This is a genomic window from Saccharospirillum sp. MSK14-1 (assembly GCF_003054965.1).
In the GTDB taxonomy this organism is placed as follows: Bacteria; Pseudomonadota; Gammaproteobacteria; order Pseudomonadales; family Natronospirillaceae; genus Saccharospirillum.
In genome coordinates this window covers 34952-51456 of the sequence record NZ_MIES01000026.1, presented here as the reverse complement: position 1 = coordinate 51456, position 16505 = coordinate 34952, and the positions used below count along the sequence as shown (strand labels likewise).

17 protein-coding genes are annotated in these 16505 nt (G+C 57.8%); 6 read left to right on the top strand and 11 right to left on the bottom strand.

The features are described 5' to 3' along the window. Positions 1-32: 32 nt before the first annotated feature. From BGP77_RS04115 to BGP77_RS04095, 5 genes are all read right to left on the bottom strand, one after another. Positions 33-707 carry a DUF484 family protein gene (locus tag BGP77_RS04115; protein WP_108163461.1) on the bottom strand — a complete coding sequence of 225 codons (675 nt, stop codon included), beginning with the start codon at positions 705-707 and terminating at the stop codon, positions 33-35. Then, complete coding sequence (dapF, locus tag BGP77_RS04110; protein ID WP_108163460.1) at positions 704-1531, bottom strand: diaminopimelate epimerase; 828 nt, start codon at positions 1529-1531, stop codon at positions 704-706. Before dapF ends, BGP77_RS04115 begins: the two co-directional genes overlap by 4 nt. 7 nt (positions 1532-1538) lie before the next feature. Further along, positions 1539-2804, bottom strand: coding sequence for a diaminopimelate decarboxylase (gene lysA / locus BGP77_RS04105; RefSeq protein ID WP_108163459.1), 1266 nt, complete (start codon positions 2802-2804; stop codon positions 1539-1541). Continuing rightward, positions 2801-2950 (bottom strand): lipoprotein, encoded by a 150-nt coding sequence (locus BGP77_RS04100; protein WP_199224193.1) that lies wholly within the window; start codon positions 2948-2950, stop codon positions 2801-2803. Before BGP77_RS04100 ends, lysA begins: the two co-directional genes overlap by 4 nt. Before the next feature lie 77 nt (positions 2951-3027). Beyond that, positions 3028-3714: a transporter substrate-binding domain-containing protein gene (locus tag BGP77_RS04095; protein ID WP_158269264.1), complete on the bottom strand. Its 687-nt coding sequence runs from the start codon at positions 3712-3714 to the stop codon at positions 3028-3030. Positions 3715-3839: 125 nt separating this feature from the next. On the opposite strand from BGP77_RS04095, the gene BGP77_RS04090 reads away from it, so the two are divergent. After that, a complete protein-coding gene (locus BGP77_RS04090) occupies positions 3840-4421 on the top strand; it encodes an acyloxyacyl hydrolase (protein WP_108163457.1) in 582 nt (193 codons plus the stop codon). Here BGP77_RS04090 and BGP77_RS04085 read toward each other — a convergent pair. Continuing rightward, complete coding sequence (locus BGP77_RS04085) at positions 4405-5088, bottom strand: TVP38/TMEM64 family protein (RefSeq protein ID WP_108163456.1); 684 nt, start codon at positions 5086-5088, stop codon at positions 4405-4407. The genes BGP77_RS04090 and BGP77_RS04085 overlap by 17 nt on opposite strands. Positions 5089-5172: 84 nt before the next feature. After that, positions 5173-5823 carry an orotate phosphoribosyltransferase gene (pyrE, locus tag BGP77_RS04080; protein ID WP_108164352.1) on the bottom strand — a complete coding sequence of 217 codons (651 nt, stop codon included), beginning with the start codon at positions 5821-5823 and terminating at the stop codon, positions 5173-5175. 281 nt (positions 5824-6104) lie between these two features. Between pyrE and BGP77_RS04075 the strand changes: the two genes are divergently transcribed. Beyond that, a complete protein-coding gene (locus tag BGP77_RS04075) occupies positions 6105-6866 on the top strand; it encodes an exodeoxyribonuclease III (RefSeq protein WP_108163455.1) in 762 nt (253 codons plus the stop codon). A gap of 6 nt (positions 6867-6872) precedes the next feature. Here the strand turns inward: BGP77_RS04075 and BGP77_RS04070 are convergent, their stop codons facing one another. Together BGP77_RS04070 and BGP77_RS04065 are read right to left on the bottom strand one after the other, a co-directional pair. Then, complete coding sequence (locus tag BGP77_RS04070; protein ID WP_108163454.1) at positions 6873-8372, bottom strand: YifB family Mg chelatase-like AAA ATPase; 1500 nt, start codon at positions 8370-8372, stop codon at positions 6873-6875. Positions 8373-8438: 66 nt separating this feature from the next. Beyond that, positions 8439-9416: an NAD-dependent epimerase/dehydratase family protein gene (locus tag BGP77_RS04065; protein ID WP_108163453.1), complete on the bottom strand. Its 978-nt coding sequence runs from the start codon at positions 9414-9416 to the stop codon at positions 8439-8441. Between the two features lie 121 nt (positions 9417-9537). Here BGP77_RS04065 and BGP77_RS04060 point away from each other — a divergent pair, with 121 nt between their 5' ends. Both BGP77_RS04060 and BGP77_RS04055 read left to right on the top strand, forming a co-directional pair. Next, complete coding sequence (locus BGP77_RS04060; RefSeq protein ID WP_108163452.1) at positions 9538-10431, top strand: LysR family transcriptional regulator; 894 nt, start codon at positions 9538-9540, stop codon at positions 10429-10431. 47 nt (positions 10432-10478) lie between these two features. Further along, positions 10479-10994 (top strand): hypothetical protein, encoded by a 516-nt coding sequence (locus tag BGP77_RS04055; protein WP_108163451.1) that lies wholly within the window; start codon positions 10479-10481, stop codon positions 10992-10994. Here BGP77_RS04055 and BGP77_RS04050 read toward each other — a convergent pair. Beyond that, entirely contained in the window at positions 10966-11637 is a 672-nt protein-coding gene (locus tag BGP77_RS04050; protein WP_108163450.1) for an NAD(P)H-binding protein, read from the bottom strand. The genes BGP77_RS04055 and BGP77_RS04050 overlap by 29 nt on opposite strands. Beyond that, positions 11634-14180: a sensor domain-containing phosphodiesterase gene (locus tag BGP77_RS04045; protein ID WP_158269263.1), complete on the bottom strand. Its 2547-nt coding sequence runs from the start codon at positions 14178-14180 to the stop codon at positions 11634-11636. The genes BGP77_RS04050 and BGP77_RS04045 overlap by 4 nt, the downstream gene beginning before the upstream one ends. Before the next feature lie 158 nt (positions 14181-14338). Here BGP77_RS04045 and BGP77_RS04040 point away from each other — a divergent pair, with 158 nt between their 5' ends. Next, a complete protein-coding gene (locus tag BGP77_RS04040; protein WP_108164351.1) occupies positions 14339-14629 on the top strand; it encodes a GIY-YIG nuclease family protein in 291 nt (96 codons plus the stop codon). A 244-nt stretch (positions 14630-14873) separates the two neighbouring features. Continuing rightward, positions 14874-16436, top strand: a complete 1563-nt coding sequence (gene ushA / locus BGP77_RS04035) for a bifunctional UDP-sugar hydrolase/5'-nucleotidase UshA (protein WP_199224192.1) — start codon at positions 14874-14876, stop codon at positions 16434-16436. Positions 16437-16505 lie beyond the last annotated feature (69 nt).

Sequence of the window (16505 nt, the reverse complement as noted above, 5' to 3'; positions counted from 1 at the left end):
TTGAAGCTTTGCTGACGTTTATCAAGAAAATGTCAGCAACGCGCCAATAAAAGACTGGTCAGCTGCGCCAGGTGGCTCAGAAAAAGCGTCTCGGTGCCTGAGCGAAAGTGCTGGCTGTCTTGATGACCTAAGGCCAAAACGCCGATCGGTTGGTGGTCGGCATCGGTCAGTGGTGCCAGTGCCAGGGACGCTACCTGGCGTCCGGCGAACAGGAAATCCCGTTCGCGGTCGCCAAAACTGCCACACATGGCTTTGCCTTCGTTGATCAGCGTGGGGAAATACTGACTCAGGCTGTCGCGGCTGATCTGCAACCAAGGGTCGCCGTCAGCATTGGGCCGGTCGCACAGAATGACGCTGGTTTCGTGAACATCAAAGTGCTCAATCAGGCCGGTTTCCAAAGCATCAATCAGGTCATTGGCGGTGGTATGCGGCACCATCGCCAGCACCAGCCGCTGCAACTGTTGGAACAGACGGTCGTTGCGTTGGGCGACTTCAATAAAATGATTCAGGCGGTCGATCAACTGACGGTTTTCCTGGCGCAGAATGTGATTCTGGCGTTCCATCAAGGAGATGGCATTACCGGATTCGTGACGCAGTTGCAGTTGCTTGAGCAGGTTGGGGTGTTGTTCAAAAAAATCGGGCTGTTGACGCAGAAAGGCAATGACGGCCTCTTCCGATACAGCGCTGTCGTTAACAGTCTCGGTCACCCCACCACTCCTTCGTAGACAGTTTCAACCGGCCCGGTCATCAACACGTTGCCATCGCCGGACCATTCAATTTTCAGGGTACCACCTGTCAGGTGGATGTGAACCTGATCGTCAAACCAGCCGTTGATGTGACCGGCGACCATCGCCGCACAGGCGCCAGTGCCACAGGCCAGGGTTTCCCCGACGCCACGCTCATAGACGCGCAGCCGCGCCTGGGTGCGATCGATGACTTCCAGAAAACCAACGTTCACGTGTTGTGGGAAACGTTCGTGTTGCTCCAGTTCCGGGCCGAGCGTTTCTACGGGCGCGGTTTCCACTCGGTCGACGCGCACGACGCAGTGTGGGTTGCCCATGCTGACGGCTGCGATTTCCAGGGTATCGCCTTGTGCGGTGTGCAACGAATACAGCAATTGGCGCGCGTCGGCGATGAAGGGGATTTTTTCGGGCGCTAATCGTGGCCGTCCCATATCAACCGTGACTTCGCCATTGGGTTGTACCAACAGTTCCAGATCACCGCCTGCGGTTTCAACACGGATGCGATCAGCCTGAATCAATTTGCGATCGAGCACGAAACGCGCGAAGCAACGTGCACCGTTGCCACAGTTTTCCACTTCGCCACCGTCGGCATTAAAGATGCGGTAGCGAAAATCGCGGTCTGGCCGGGTTGGCGGTTCTACTAACAGCAGTTGATCGAAGCCAATGCCAAAGTTGCGATCGGCCCAACGCTCCACCTGTTCAGCGGAAAATTCCACGTTTTGGGAGACGCCATCAATGACCATAAAGTCATTGCCCAGGCCGTGCATCTTGGTGAATTTCAGGCGCATGCGCTTCTCAGTTCAGTCGGGATTCCAGGGCCAGTTGATCCGCAACGGTTTCCCGTTTGCGTACCAGCTGAGCCTGATCGCCGGCGACCATAACTTCGGCCGGACGATTACGCGAGTTGTAGTTAGACGCCATCACAAAACCATAAGCGCCGGCAGAATGCACGGCCAGCAGATCGCCTTCGGCCAGTGCCAGCGGTCGGCCTTTGCCAATAAAGTCGCCGGTTTCACAGACGGGGCCGACGATGTCCCAGTCGGCTTGCTGGCCGTTCGGGTTAGGTGTGACCGGTTCAATGCTCATCCAGGCTTGATAGAGCGCCGGACGAATCTGATCGTTCATGCCCGCATCGACAATGGCGAAATGGTGATCGCCGTTGTCTTTAAGAAATTCTACCCGGGTTAACAACACACCGGCATTAGCAACGATGGAACGACCCGGCTCCAGAACCAATTCCAGATCACGATCGCCCAGCACATCGACCAGCCGAGCCACAAAGGCGGCCACATCAGGTTCGATGTCTTCGCCGCTGTAACGCACACCCAGGCCGCCACCGAGATCCAGATGTTTGAGCTTGATGCCTTCGCTGGCCAGGGTATCGACCAACGCCAGGACGCGATCCAGCGCATCGTCGAAGGGCGATGTGTTGAGAATCTGTGAGCCGATATGGCAATCGACACCGATTAAATCGAGATGCGGCAAATCCTGCGCGGCCAATCGGTACACATCCAGCGCCCGCTCAATCGCAATGCCGAATTTATTTTGTTTCAGGCCGGTGGAAATATAGGGGTGCGTCTGGGCGTCGACATCTGGATTCACGCGCAACGACACCGGCGCCTGCACACCCAGTTCAGCAGCAACGCCATTGAGTCGACGCAACTCACCTTCGGACTCAACATTAAAACAGTGAATACCCACTTCCAGCGCGCGCTTCATTTCATGGGCTTGCTTAGCAACGCCAGAAAACACCACCTTGGCTGGGTCGCCGCCCGCGGCCAGAACGCGTTCCAACTCGCCCAGGCTGACGATGTCGAAACCGGCACCGCGCTGCGCCAGTGCATCGAGCACCGCCAGGTTGGAATTGGCCTTAACGGCATAACAGATCAAGCCGGGGTGCTCACCCAACCCACGACGGTAAGCGTCGAATTTCTGTTCGATGGTGGTCCGCGAATACACATAAAGCGGTGTGCCAAACTGTTCGGCCAAACGGCTCAGTGGCACAGCTTCGGCGTTCAGTTCACCGTTACGGGGTTGGAAAGCGGAAAAATCGGCCGTCATGATGGCTGTATGAAATCCTGTTGTTGCGTGGTCGAGAGTGTGCGGGCGGATTCGTCGGGCAAATAGAGGTCGCTTTTCTGACCGCAACCCGTCAGGCCAACCACCAGAAAAAGCGAGCACAACGAGGCGCCAATCATTCGAAACATGGGGTCAGTCCAAACCGAACGAAAACGAATGGGGAGTATAGGGGAACTGGGCGGCTAAGCCCATCCACCGCACCGACTTAAGGGCTGTTTAAGCCATAGCGCCGCAGGATGGCACGGTACGCTGGCGTGCGTTTAAAGCGTTGCAATTCGTCACTGAATCGCTGAGCCATATCGTCGTAGCCGGGTTTGTCGGCAAACACCAGATAGACCGGCTCCGCCGGTGCCAGAGACGGCGCCAGCGGTTTGATGTTGGCGTCGTCCCAGTGCTGCAATACATAGGCGGCGACCTGGTTGTTGACCGCGTAATATTCCACTCGGCCGCGCTGAAGCAGACGAAAACCTTGTTCAAAGGTATCAACCGGGATGCGATCAATGCCCGGGTGTACATCAAAGGCATCGTGATACTGATAGCCTCGATTGACCGCGACAACGGAACCTTCCAGATCAGCCAGACTCGGTGCCTGATGGTGATCGCAGGCATAGCAGTACAGGAACGAGGTGCTGTAACTCAGTGGCTCGTCGGGGTAGTGCAGGTGGCGACGACGTTCAGGGCTGTCGAACGCATCGAGCAAGGCATCGGCCTGGCCGGAATTGACTTCAATCATTGCCCGGCGCCATGGCAGTAGTTGCAGCTCCATCGAGAAGCCGAGCTGGGCCAGAACCGCTTCGGTGACCTCGACGTCAAAGCCGGGCGTTTCGATTTGCTCAGTGACATAGGGAGGCCAAGGCTCGGAGACGATGGTCAACGTCGTATCGGCCAGCACCTTTAAAGGTCCCAGTAAGCTTAAGCAGATGAGTATTCGCGGTAAGTTTGGCAGCATCCGGTCAGTATAACGGCAAGTTGTTATGGCTATAATGCCCGCCTTTGGTCTTTGATAAAGGGGGTCGAATGCGTATCTGGGTAGGTTGTTTGTTGACGGTGGCACTGGTGACCGGGGTTCAGGCCGAACCTTTAAAGATGCATAACGTGGCGGTTTTAACCTCTGTCGGTACCGCCATGGCGGTCAATGCGTTGGGCGCAGATACCGCCGGACTGGATATCGGCAGCGATGATGGCAAAGAACGCGGACGCGTATTGGTCGGCTGGGACTTGCCCGTGCAGGGTGTTTTTGGTCCGTTCGCCGTCACAACAATATTAGAAGTGGCGCTCGGTCAGGCCACCTATCGCGAAGAGGGCGTTCGTCAGGAGCAATCGATGGCCAACGTAACACCCGTATTCGACTGGCGCTTACCCATGGGCCCGATCACCGGCATTTTTGAGACCGGTTTGGGCGTGGCTTACTTGAGCCGCACCACCCTGGGCCCGGATATTTATTCAACGCGGTTTCAATTCAGCCAGATCTTCGGTCTGGGTCTGCAATGGGGGCCGGTGCAGCTGGGCGGGCGCTTCCAGCATGTGTCCAACGGCGGCATCGAAAAACCCAACAACGGTCAGAACTGGTACGGCGCGGTGATCAAGTATCACTACTGAAGCGCTGGCGTAGCAGTGCCAGTGTTTTGCGCGCAACCAGCGGGAATAAGCCGAGCAGGACAAAGGCGATGATCAGGTCGGGTGACAGGATGCCGCCCAGACCGTCCAATTGCGCCAGTTGAGTGCCCGCATTCACATAGACCGCGGTGCCGGCCAGCATGCCAACTTGGCTGACCCAATAAAACGTCCAGGTACGAATGGGCGTCAGTCCCATCGCCAGGTTGATGACAAAGAACGGAAACAGCGGCACCAGCCGCAGCGAAAACAAATAGAAACCGCCGTCTTTCTCCAGGCCTGCATTGATGGCAGCGAGGCGATCACCGAAACGCCGTTGCACCCAGTCACGCAGCACAAAACGAGCGCTTAAAAACGCACCGGTGGCACCCAGTGTGCTGGCAAAGCTGACCAGCAATAACCCCAGTGGCAAACCGAACAAAGCGCCGCCGGCCAGCGTCAGCAAGGTTGCACCGGGCAACGACAGCGCGGCCATCAGTACATAGACGACAAAATAGAGCGTGGCCAACTGCCACGGGTGGTTCGACTGATACGCCGCGAGCTGCGTCTGTTGCTGCTGCAGGTTGGTCAGTGTGAAAGCGCTGTCGAGATCAAACAGAAAGAAAGCGCCAATGGCGAGTGCCACCAAGGCGATAAACAGGGCGCGTTGCATGGCTGCATTCCTGAATGGGTAAAAGGCTCAGACTGCTTTCGCTTCGGTAAGTTTCTCAGATCACTTTTTTATGTCGCGGTTGGATCAGGCGACGCCGTACTGGGCGCGATAGGCTTCAATGGCGGGCAGGTAATCGGCGAAATCACCATTTTCTTTTAAGTAGCCGACCAGCTGACTGAAGGTGATGACCGGGATGATCGGTAACTGATGCTCACTCTGTAACGCCTGAATCGCAGAGAGCTCGCTGCCCGGCGCTTTTTCCTGACGATCCATGGCAACCACGACGCCGGCGAGTGTCGCCTCGGGGTAGTGTGCCAGCAATGCCTGAACTTCACGGATGGCGGTACCGGCGGTAATCACATCGTCGACGATGACGATATTACCCTTCAATTCAGCGCCCACCAGCGTACCGCCTTCGCCATGATCTTTGGCTTCTTTACGATTGAAGGCGTAAGGCACAGAGCGATGGTGATCGCGGTTCAGTGCAACGACGGTGGTGGTCGCCAAGGGAATGCCTTTGTAGGCCGGGCCGAAGACCAGATCAAAATCCAGAGCGGAATCGACCAGCGCCTGAGCGTAGTACCGTCCCAGGCGGTCGAGTGCTTCGCCGGTCTGGAAACGACCGGCATTAAAGAAGTAGGGGCTTTGTCGACCGGACTTCAGGGTGAAGTCACCAAAACCGAGGACGTGTTGGTCGATGGCGAAGCGGATGAAATCGCGCTGCCAGTCGCTCAGTGCTTCTGTCGTTGCAGTGGAAGCGATATGATCCATGAGCTAAGGTCCCCAGGGCATGAGTGTTGTGGCTGCTTGGGCCGAGTTGGCGCGCGAGTATAACGAAAGCGGGCCGAGAACAAAAAGACCGGCACAGTCGGCTAAGTTGTGTGGACACAGCGTTCGATCCGCCTCAGCACTTTCACTAAAAAAGGCCCGCAAATCAGGCTGAAAAGGCGGTACAGTGCCGTGACACTGCACTATCGCGCCGCTATGATACGCGCGTTTTTGACTGGATAGACAGCATGAAGGTCGTCACCCTCAATTTGAATGGCATTGTGAATGCCTCCCAGCGTGGCTTTCTCGAATGGCTCGAGAAACTGGATGCAGACGTGGTTTGCGTTCAGGAACTGCGTGCCAAGGAATATCAGCTGCCCGAAGCGTTTCTGGAAGTGCCCGGCTACAACGCCTTTTTCTTTGACGCAGAAGAAGAGGGTTACTCGGGTACGGCCATATACAGCCGCTCCATGCCCAAAGCAATCATTCGTGGTATTGGATCCCCACAGTGGGATCTGGAAGGTCGGTTTATTCAGGCCGATTTCGATAACGTCAGCATCGCTTCCATCAACGTGCCGCACGCGCGCACCGAAGAGGAAGTGGAACACAAGCTGGCGTTTCTGGAAGTGCTCGGTTTGCACATGAAGAAAACCCGCCGCAAACGCCGCGAGTTTATTTTCGCCGGCTCTTATCAGGTGGCGCATCGCTCCATCGATCTGGGTAACTGGGAAAACCATCAGCGCGAAGCGGGTTTTCTGCCCGAAGAACGCGCCTGGATGGATCAGGTGACCGGGCCGATCGGTTTTGTCGATGCCTTCCGATTGATGAACCGCCAAGATCGTCAGCACAGCTGGTGGCCGTTCGACGAAGCTCAGGCCAACGGCATGCGGCTCGATTACCAGATGGTCACGCCCAACATAGCCGACTATGTGGTTGACGTGAAAATTCAGCGTGAGCCACGTATTTCGCCGCACCTGCCGGTGATGATCGAATACGATATGGAACTGTGATCGGCGTCAGACCGATCCCAGCAGCTTTTCCAATTGCCGACTGTTGAGCGCCTCGATCAGGGCGCTCTTGTCGATCTCCGCTAGCCCCCGCAAGTCCGCAACGGTGCGGGCGACTCTCAAGATGCGATGGTAGGCCCGTGCACTGAGTCGCAATCGTTCCATGGCGGTATCCAATAAGTGTTGATTCGCAGCACTCAGCGCGCAGTGTTGTTCCAGAAGCGCCCCGCTGAGATCCGCATTGGCACACCCCTGGCGATCCAGTTGGCGCTGCCAGGCTTGAGCCACGCGTTGCTGTACGATGGCGGTCGGCTCGCCTGGCGCGGCTTGGGTTAAAACCTCCTTGGGCAGCGCAGGGACCTCGATGTGCAAATCAATGCGGTCCAACAGCGGGCCGGATAACCGCGCCAGATAACGTTGCATCTGCTCGCGACTGTAGCGTTGTGAGCGCGGATCGTCCGGACTGTATCCTCCTGGCGTTGGGTTCATGGCCGCCACCAGCTGGAAGCGCGCCGGAAAGGTGGTCTGACGCGCAGCGCGAGCGATGCTCACTTCGCCGCTCTCCAGTGGTTCGCGCAACACATCCAGCGCCGCCCGTGGAAACTCAGCCAGCTCGTCCAGAAACAAAACACCACGATGGGCCAGGGTCACCTCTCCGGGTCGCGGAATCGAACCGCCGCCAATCAGTGCGACACCCGAGGCCGTATGGTGCGGTGCTCGGAACGGTCGATAACCCCAATTCAGCGGCAGACCACAGACCGACTGCACACTGGCGACCTCCAGCGCTTCCTGCTCTGTCAGCGGCGGCAGTAAGCCCGGCAGTCGTGATGCCAGCAGCGTTTTACCGGTGCCCGGCGGGCCAAAATACAAGAGGTTATGTCGCCCGGCGGCGGCGATCTCCAGCGCCCGTTTGGCACCTTCCTGACCTTTCACATCGGCCAGGTCCGGCGCTGGCGGCGGCGCCGACGGTGGCTGGTAGTGCGCCTGAGGCAGCGCTTGATGGCCGCGAAAATGACTGGTGACTTGCAACAGATGACTGGCGTGGCGCACATCGGACCCAGTAGCCAGCGCCGCTTCGACGGCGCCAGATGGGCTGGTGATCAAGGTGCGTCCGGCGTCGGTGCAGGCAATGGCCGCTGGCAGTGATGCCGGGCCGGGCCTGAGTTCACCCGACAGTGCCAGCTCACCAAAGAACTCATACCCCTCGATGCCATCACCGGGCAGTTGCTTGCTGGCAATTAAAATGCCCAGCGCGATGGCCAGATCAAACTGAGCACCCTGTTTGGGCAAATCGGCGGGCGCCATGTTGACGGTGATGCGTCGGTCGGGAAAGTCGAATTGGCTGTTGAGCAGGGCCGAGCGCACCCGGTCACGGGCTTCTTTCACGGCGGTTTCAGGCAGGCCGACCATGGTAAAAGCGGGCAGGCCGTTGGTGAGATGAACTTCGATGGTGACCAGTGGCGCGTCCATCCCTAAACGCGCACGGCTGTAGAGCACCGCTAAACTCATTGTCGTCCCTGACAGTGTTCGAGTGAGGCTTAACGCTACCCTTTCCACTCGAGTGCGGCAAGGTTCTCAGGCGGTGGCAGTTTGCTCATCGCCCGGCAGGCAATGCATGGCGGTCAGCGTTTCGGTGAGTGCGTTCGGCATCGGCGTACGCGGCTCTTCACCCAGTTCGGCCACCAGTTTGGAGTTGTCCAGTGTGATGGGTTGGTCCCAGAGGTAACGCATTTCCAGCAATCCTTTAAAGGTCAGATTAAACGGCGCCACCAGATGCACCAGCCACCAGGGAAAACCGCCCGCCTTCATGGCGGGTTCGCCGCTGACCTGTCGGACCTGTTGGGCCAGTTCAGCGCCGGTCATCACCTGACCGGCAAACTGGAAATCGGCGTAGCGTGGCAGCTGGTCGCGGCGTTCAATCAGGCGGGCAAAGGTCTCGGCCAGATCGGGTAAGTAGGCGTAGCTGTGCCGGACATTCATGGGGCCGAGATAAGCCATTTTGCGAATGCGTTGGTTGGGTTTAATCAAAAAGTTCAACACCGACGAGCCCGCGCCCGGCCCGAAGAAATCGCCTGCGCGCAGCAGTATGACCTGCACGCCCTCATCGGCGGCTTGACGCAACATCTGCTCCATGTCGACGCGCACCCGGCCTTTGTCAGTAACCGGTTGTTGCGGTGCTGTTTCGGTAATGTTCTCGCCACTGTCCGGCGCGTAGTTATAGACGTTGGCCGGAAACACCAAGGTGGCGCCGGTCGCCTTGGCGGCAGCGATGGCTTCGCGATGCATCGGCAAGCCGATTTCGCGCCAGTGACGGTAGCCGGGCGGGTTGGTGGCATTAACGATCACGTCGCAGCCTTGAGCGGCGGCGGTGGCGTCGCCCGGTTGATGCATATCGCCGCGCCGCCAGTCGATGGCGGGTAAATCCTGAAACTGCTCGGCGGCGGCTTCCGGGTTGCGATGCAGCGCGCGAATGTTCCAGCCGCGTTGGGCCAGAGTGCGGGTGATGTTAGCGCCAACACTGCCGGTGGCGCCGAGGATTAATACAGTACTCATTGTGATCTCCTGGTGAGTTTGGGTGGACACGGCGCTTACTGTGCTCTCTAATAATAAGAATGGAAATTGGCGAAATATGTATCTGATATATACAAAAATGAATGAGTGTGATTAACAAAGCATGAATGAAAAGAGCAGCGAATGGACTCATTACCGGTCGTTCCTGGCGGTGGTTCAGGAAGGCAGCTTGTCAGCAGCGGCGCGTCGATTGAATCTGACGCAGCCGACACTCGGCCGCCACATCGACGCGCTGGAGCAGCAGCTGGGTCGCGCTTTATTTGCCCGTGGGCGTAATGGATTGGAACCGACCGAAGTTGCGCTGGCGCTGATTCCGCATGTCGAAGCCATGAACGCCGCGGCTGAAGCCCTGTTGCGTGAAGCCTCGGGGGAGTCGTCCGAACCCAGTGGCACCATTCGGGTCACGGCCAGTGAAGTGGTCGGCTGTGAGATTCTGCCGTCGGTGTTGGTGCCGTTTCGTCAGCGCTATCCGACGATTGCGTTGGAATTGTCGACGTCCGACCGCGTCACCAATCTGTTGATGCGCGAAGCTGACATCGCCATCCGCATGACCGAACCGAATCAAACGGCGTTGGTGGCCAGGCACATTGGTCAGGTCGAGGTCGCCTTGTATGCGCATCGGGATTATCTGGCTCGGCGAGGTACGCCGCAGCACAAGGACGATGTAAACGGTCATGCGCTCATCGGATTCGATCGCGACGACACCGCTGTGCGCGTTCTGCGCGAACACGATTTCAAACTCGAGCGGGCCGATTTCGATCTGCGCACCGACAATAACTCAGCGCAATTGGCGGCCATTCGCTGTGGCCTTGGCATTGGCCCGATGCAATGCAAACTGGCTGAGCGTGAGCCGAATCTGGTCCGGATACTGTCCGACAGTGTCCGTTTTGAGTTACCGATGTGGCTGGCGATGCACGAATCGTTGCGTTCGGTGCGGCGGGTGCGGTTGCTGTTCGATCATTTGGGTGAATCGTTGCGCGACTGGGTGGCTGACTGAGGCGGTCTTGATACACTGGCGCGTCGATTGTAAGCGGAGAACTGCGCATGACCCTGACTCAAACCCGACTGTACTGGGCAGGCGGCCTAACGGCCGCGCTGATGGTGGCGCTGAGTATTTTCTGGTTTGAACGCCATCAGCGGCGCCATGTGCAGGCGCCGCAGCAGTTGTTGGCGCATCTGGGTGAGGTTGCGCTGGGAAACGTCGCGCTCGATCCGGCGTATTTGCTGGTGGAGGCCTTAGCCGAACAGCAGCGCCTGTGGCTCGGTGATCAATTGTTGGGGGATCTGGCCGACAGTGGTCATCCTGACCCGGAGGCCGCCGTTGCGGCGTTACTGCCTCGTGCCGGCGCTCGTCTGAACGAGGCAGCGGGTTTGGCGGAGGCGCTGACACCGCGCTTGCAGGCGTTGCCAGAACCGCCCTGGTCATTGTTGGTGGAAGAATCGCGTCACTGGCAGGTTCAGGCGGGGGAGCACTGTCTGAGTCTTGGTTTTCAGGGGAATGCGGCGCCGATGTTGTGGCAGTGGCGGTCGTTCAGTCCGTGTCCGGTTGCCAGCGACTGATGCGGTCCGATTCCCAGATATCGATTACGGGGCCGGACGCACTGGCTGCTTGGTGCACCAGTATGGAGGCCACCTTGGCCGCCTGGACTGGACGATAACGCCGCAACGGACCGGAAAAAATTGGCGTTAAGGCCCGCAAAACGGGCGTGCCTAAACGCTCCAACAAACGAAACTCTGAGCGCTCCCCGAGCAACATCGACGGCCGCAATACCGTCAGACGGGGGAAATTCAGCGCAATCAACTCCTGTTCAGCCTGACCTTTGGTGCGCAAATAGAGATTGCGGCTGTCGGCATTAGCGCCAACGCTCGAGACGGCCAGGCAATGCCGTACGCCACGGTCACGCGCCCAATGCGCTACTTGAGATACCAGATCCCGGTCCACTGCGACGAAGGCGTCCTTGGAGCCGGCACGACGCAAGGTTGTGCCCAGCGTGCAGATCAAGATTCCATCGCTGAGTTCAAGATCCAGGGTTTGATTTTCTAACTCGGCAAAATCGAGTACCCGAACGCGCTGATGGGGCAGCGGTGGTGTCAGCGGACGCCGCGTCAGCAGCCAGGTGGGCGCGAAACGGTCATCGCTCAGTCGGCTGGCGACGTTCTGGCCAATCAGGCCAGTGGCACCGATCAAGACGGTGGCGGTCATGCAAACATTTCCTGGCGTTGTGGCCGGTTGGCGCAGAAGTCCGCCACGGCCATGGGTTCGGCAAGATGGAAGCCCTGAAAGTAGTCGACTTCCATCTGCTTAACAACGCTGAGAATGTCGTTGGAATGAACGTGTTCGGCGACGGTGCGGATGTTTAAGTCCTGACACAACTGCACCACCCGCTTAACCAGGATGCGGCTGACTTCGCTTTCATCCAGGTTACGAATCAGGCTGCCGTCGAGTTTGATCCAGTCCGGTTTAAGATGCAGTACCCGCTCGAGGTTGGAATAGGCGCTGCCGAAATCGTCGATGGCGAGCTTGCAACCCAGACGGCGTAATTCCATGAGCGTGATGGCGAAACGCTGGAAGTCGCGCAGTCCATCCGATTCGACAATTTCCAGCGTGACCCGCTCGGCTTCAATGCCTGAACGCAGCCAGTTTTTCAGCCGTTCAATCAACTCCGTATTGCCCAAATCACGCGCGGTGAAGTTCAGGGTGAAGCCGATGTTTAAATCTTTCAGCAGGCGGAAGGTTTCATCGATCATGCGCATCGACAGTCGCGGATACAGCTGGGTTGGTTTGACCAGATCGAGAAAATCCTTGGGCGAATAAATGCGGCCATCCTGACGAATGCGAATCAGCGCTTCGACGTGAGGGACATCACCGCGGGCATCGAATAGCGGCTGGATAAAAGGCTCGATCTCGTCGTTGGCCAGCGCCGTTCGAACCCGGCCCAGCCAGATCAGTCCATCGCGTTTGTGCTTGTCGTTGCCGGGCATATCCAGTGCGCGGGCGATCGGCAGCTGGTGGTGGTAAGCGTGCCGGCGCGCCTCAGAGGCTTTGATCAATAAGTCTTCTGGGCCGGGTGTCATATTCGGTGGCAGTTCGTCGCGATGAGCGGTGCCCGCCGTCAGCAAGATGGGCAACACATTGCGCACGCGTTCGGCGCTGAACACGTCCGACTGATCCTGCAAACGTTCGGTCAGTTGCGCCATGCCACGGAAGAACGTCTGGTTGGCACAGGCGTCCGGCGCGACGATTAAAAACTCATTGGGTGAGCCGCGGAACACCAGTGCGGTGGTCGGCAGCAATTCCGGCAGATGATTCTGAATGGCCTGGCTGAGGTCGCCGAGCAACTGGTCACCAATGGCGTAGCCGTAAAGGTTATTAATCTGCCGCAAATTGTTCACTTTTAAACTGCACACCTGGGCGATGGGCCAGGGGTCGGCATCGCGCAGACATTGCAGCAGGCCGACGCGATTGGCGAGGCCGGTAATGGCGTCGGTTTCGTATTTTCGGAACAGCTCGCGCGTTTTGATTTTGACTTCGGCTTCCAGGTCGCGGTTAACCTGATCGAGGTCTTTGACCGATTCCTGAATCAGATGGAACAGCGGCGTCAGCGCATTGCTTTGGTACGTCAGCAGCGGTCGTTGTTGCGCCGGGTCTTCGGCCAGAGCCAGCACCGTTAAATGGTGTTGCAGTAACTGAGTGCGACCGTTTTCGTGGTGCAGTTCACCTGCGCAATAAGCACCCCCCAAAGGCGCTAATTGACGCAGCGGCGTCAGCTCCAGGTCCGGACCACCGTGATCGCTGGAAACGCGCGCCTGGCAGTTAAATGCCAGAAGCAATTCCGGTCGGACGTCGCTGAGTTGTTGCGCGCCTTTGCTCAACGCCTCCCGACTGATCGAGGGATGACTGTAAGCGAAGCGCACCTTGTCGCCATTCTTGACCGGCTCAGACAGTTGAAAGCCGCCCCCGCTGAGGTGATCGATCGGCACGCAGAGCCGGCGCTGCTCGCCGTCGGTGTGCATTAACGGGAAGTTGCGGTAGTCGGCCGGGTTCAGCGGTTGGTTGTCGTTAAGATAGGTGTCGTACAACATCTGGACGGGGCGGTTGTCCAGCTCAAACAGTTTGCTGCCTTGCGCTCGGGTCACGGTCCAGGTGCGGCCGATTTGATGCCATTGGCTGAACGCCTGTGACTGCACGATTAAGGTCGGGTTATCGAACGTGACCACCAGGCAATGATTCGGATGCACCAAGCCTTGCGCAAAAACCCAGCCGCCGACCTGGTCGGTCATGCGACCGCCCGCGATGGTGACGTTGGGGTGATGTTGATTGACCCAGTGGAAGAGGTCATCGCAGTTGGGGGTCGGGTCACTGAAGAAGGTCAGTGCCAGTCGGGTGTCGTCTTGAATCAGCGGGCGGTAGAGTCGCTCACCCAGCGTTTCCAGATCACTTTGCCAAGGTAAGACCTGGCTGCGCAAGGTGGTGCGTTCGAAGTGCAGACACTGCACCAGCACTTCGCCCTCGATGAGCGGGCCGCTGTTCAGGATGGAACCACATTGCGCGCCAATAACGGTGGCCTTGGGCCACAATGCCTCGAACCACGGCAGGATGGGTTGCAGGTCGTCGGCGGAGGTGTTGGCAAAAATGAGGATCAGTAAGTTGGGGTGATCGGGAAAGCGCCGGTTAAACTCACCGAGCTGATGCAGACCGTCCTCGACACGAGGTCGGAACGAAAACGACGCTATCTGTACGGCCATAATCAGCGGGTTAAATGTGTTAGTGTTTTGTAAGTCTATGTTAAAGATCGTGTCGTTGGAAACCGCTTGTGACGCGGGCTCCACTATCAATGGTCGAATAGCCACATTGTGTGTCAATACGAACGGCGATTGAAATTTCATCAGGAGACAAGGCTTTGGTGGAAGACTCGCCCTCCCCGGTTGCGCAGTGGTTTGTGTATATCCTGCGTTGCGCCGACAACAGTTTGTACACCGGTGTTACCACCGATCCAGAGCGTCGTTTGCGTGAACACAATGGTGAGTTGGTCGGCGGGGCTCGCTACACCCGGGCCCGGCGGCCGGTGACGTTGGTCTACACCGAGGTTTGCGCGAATCGCAGCGAGGCTGGCCGCCGAGAGGCCGCGATAAAATCACAGTCGCGCCGGCAGAAACTCGCGCTGATGGCTGTGCGCACCGAAACGGTGCGCTGACGCTGTCATCTTTCGTTCATGGCCCTGTCATACGGCGTCTCTAGGCTGGCGATGTGAAACTGACCGCTTGTTCAGGCTTCGCCGAAACCGGCTTGGTTTTTGCTGTTAAGACCGCCGGAAAGCCAAGGTCCACTTTTGTTTCGGTTTAATGACGAAGTCGTTAAAGTGATTCAGCCTGTTCTGACCGAAGAGTCAGGACCTGACAAAACCACCAGCTGTTGGCAACAACATGGAGAGCATAATAATGAAATCGCTACTGCCCGTTTCTCTGGGTTTGGCAATCGCGCTGAGCGGTTGTGCGCTGATGGGTCCGAGCTATGAGCCGGATACCGATTACCACCTGACCATTCTGCACACCAACGATCACCATGGCCGCTTCTGGCGCAATGATGATGGCGAGTACGGCATGGCCGCACGCAAAACCCTGATCGACAGCATTCGCGCTGAAGTGGAAGCTGAGGGTGGCGAGGTATTGCTGCTGTCCGGTGGTGACATCAACACCGGTGTGCCGGAATCCGATCTGCAAAACGCCGAACCCGATTTCCTCGGCATGGCCATGCTCGACTACGACGCCATGGCCGTTGGTAACCACGAATTCGATAACCCGCGCGATGTGTTGATGCAACAGGCCGATTGGGCGGGTTTCCCCTTCCTGTCTGCCAACATTGTTTACACCGACAGCGGCAAGACTCTGTTTGAGCCTTATGAAATGTTCACCGTTCAGGGCCATAAAGTGGCCGTCGTCGGTTTCACCACCGAAGACACGGTTAAGATCGCCAACCCTGAATACATGACTGACCTCAGCTTCCTGACGCCGAGCGATGTTGCTGCTGACCTGATCCCTGAGTTGGATGCCAAATCGGATCTGATCATTGCCGTCACTCACATGGGTCATTACGCCAATGGCAACTTCGGTGGCAACGCCCCGGGTGATGTGACCCTGGCACGCAGCGTTGATGGCATCGACGTCATTGTTGGTGGCCACAGCCAGAACCCGCTGTTTGAACCGGACGTTCAGAACGACACCCTGATTCTGCAAGCCTACGAATGGGGCAAGTACGTGGGTCGCCTGGATCTGACGTTGCGCAATGGCGAAGTGGTTGATTACCGCTATGACCTGATTCCGGTCAACCTGCTCGACGACAACGACGAACTGATGCGCGCTGAAATTGCCGAAGACGAAGACATGCTGGCCATGTTGACGCCGTATCAGGAAGCCGGTGGTGAAGCGCTGAACACTGTGATCGGCAGCGCCAATGGCGATTTCATTGGTGATCGTGCGGTCGTACGTAACGAGCCGACCAACCTGGGTGTGTTGATTGCCCGTGCTCAACGCGCGCGCACCAACGCCGATGTGGGCATCATGAATTCCGGTGGTATTCGTGCGGATCTGGAAGGTGGCGACATCACCTATAAAGACGTGCTGACCGTCCAACCGTTCGGCAACATGTTGGCCTATGTCGATTTCACCGGCGCTGAACTGATGAACTACCTGAACGCCGCCGCTGAGAAAGAAGCCGGCAGCGGTGCTTTCGCCCAGTTCGATGGCGTTGAACTGCGCATTGTCGCAGGTGAAGTGGTTGAAGCCGAAGTGGGTGGTGAGCCGATCGATCCGAACCAGACTTACCGTCTGTCGGTGAACTCTTTCATGGCCTCTGGCGGTGACGGTTACCCGAACATTACCGAGCACCCGAACTACGTGAACTCTGGTTTTGTCGATGCCGACATGCTGGCGGATTACATCGAGCGCAACAGCCCGCTCGATATCGCAGACTTTGAACCGGGCATGGCCGTGGTTCGCGACTGATCTTCATGCTCAGTCTGTGTTGCAAAAAGGTCGCTTCGGCGGCCTTTTTTTATGGTGCGACGTCGTGCG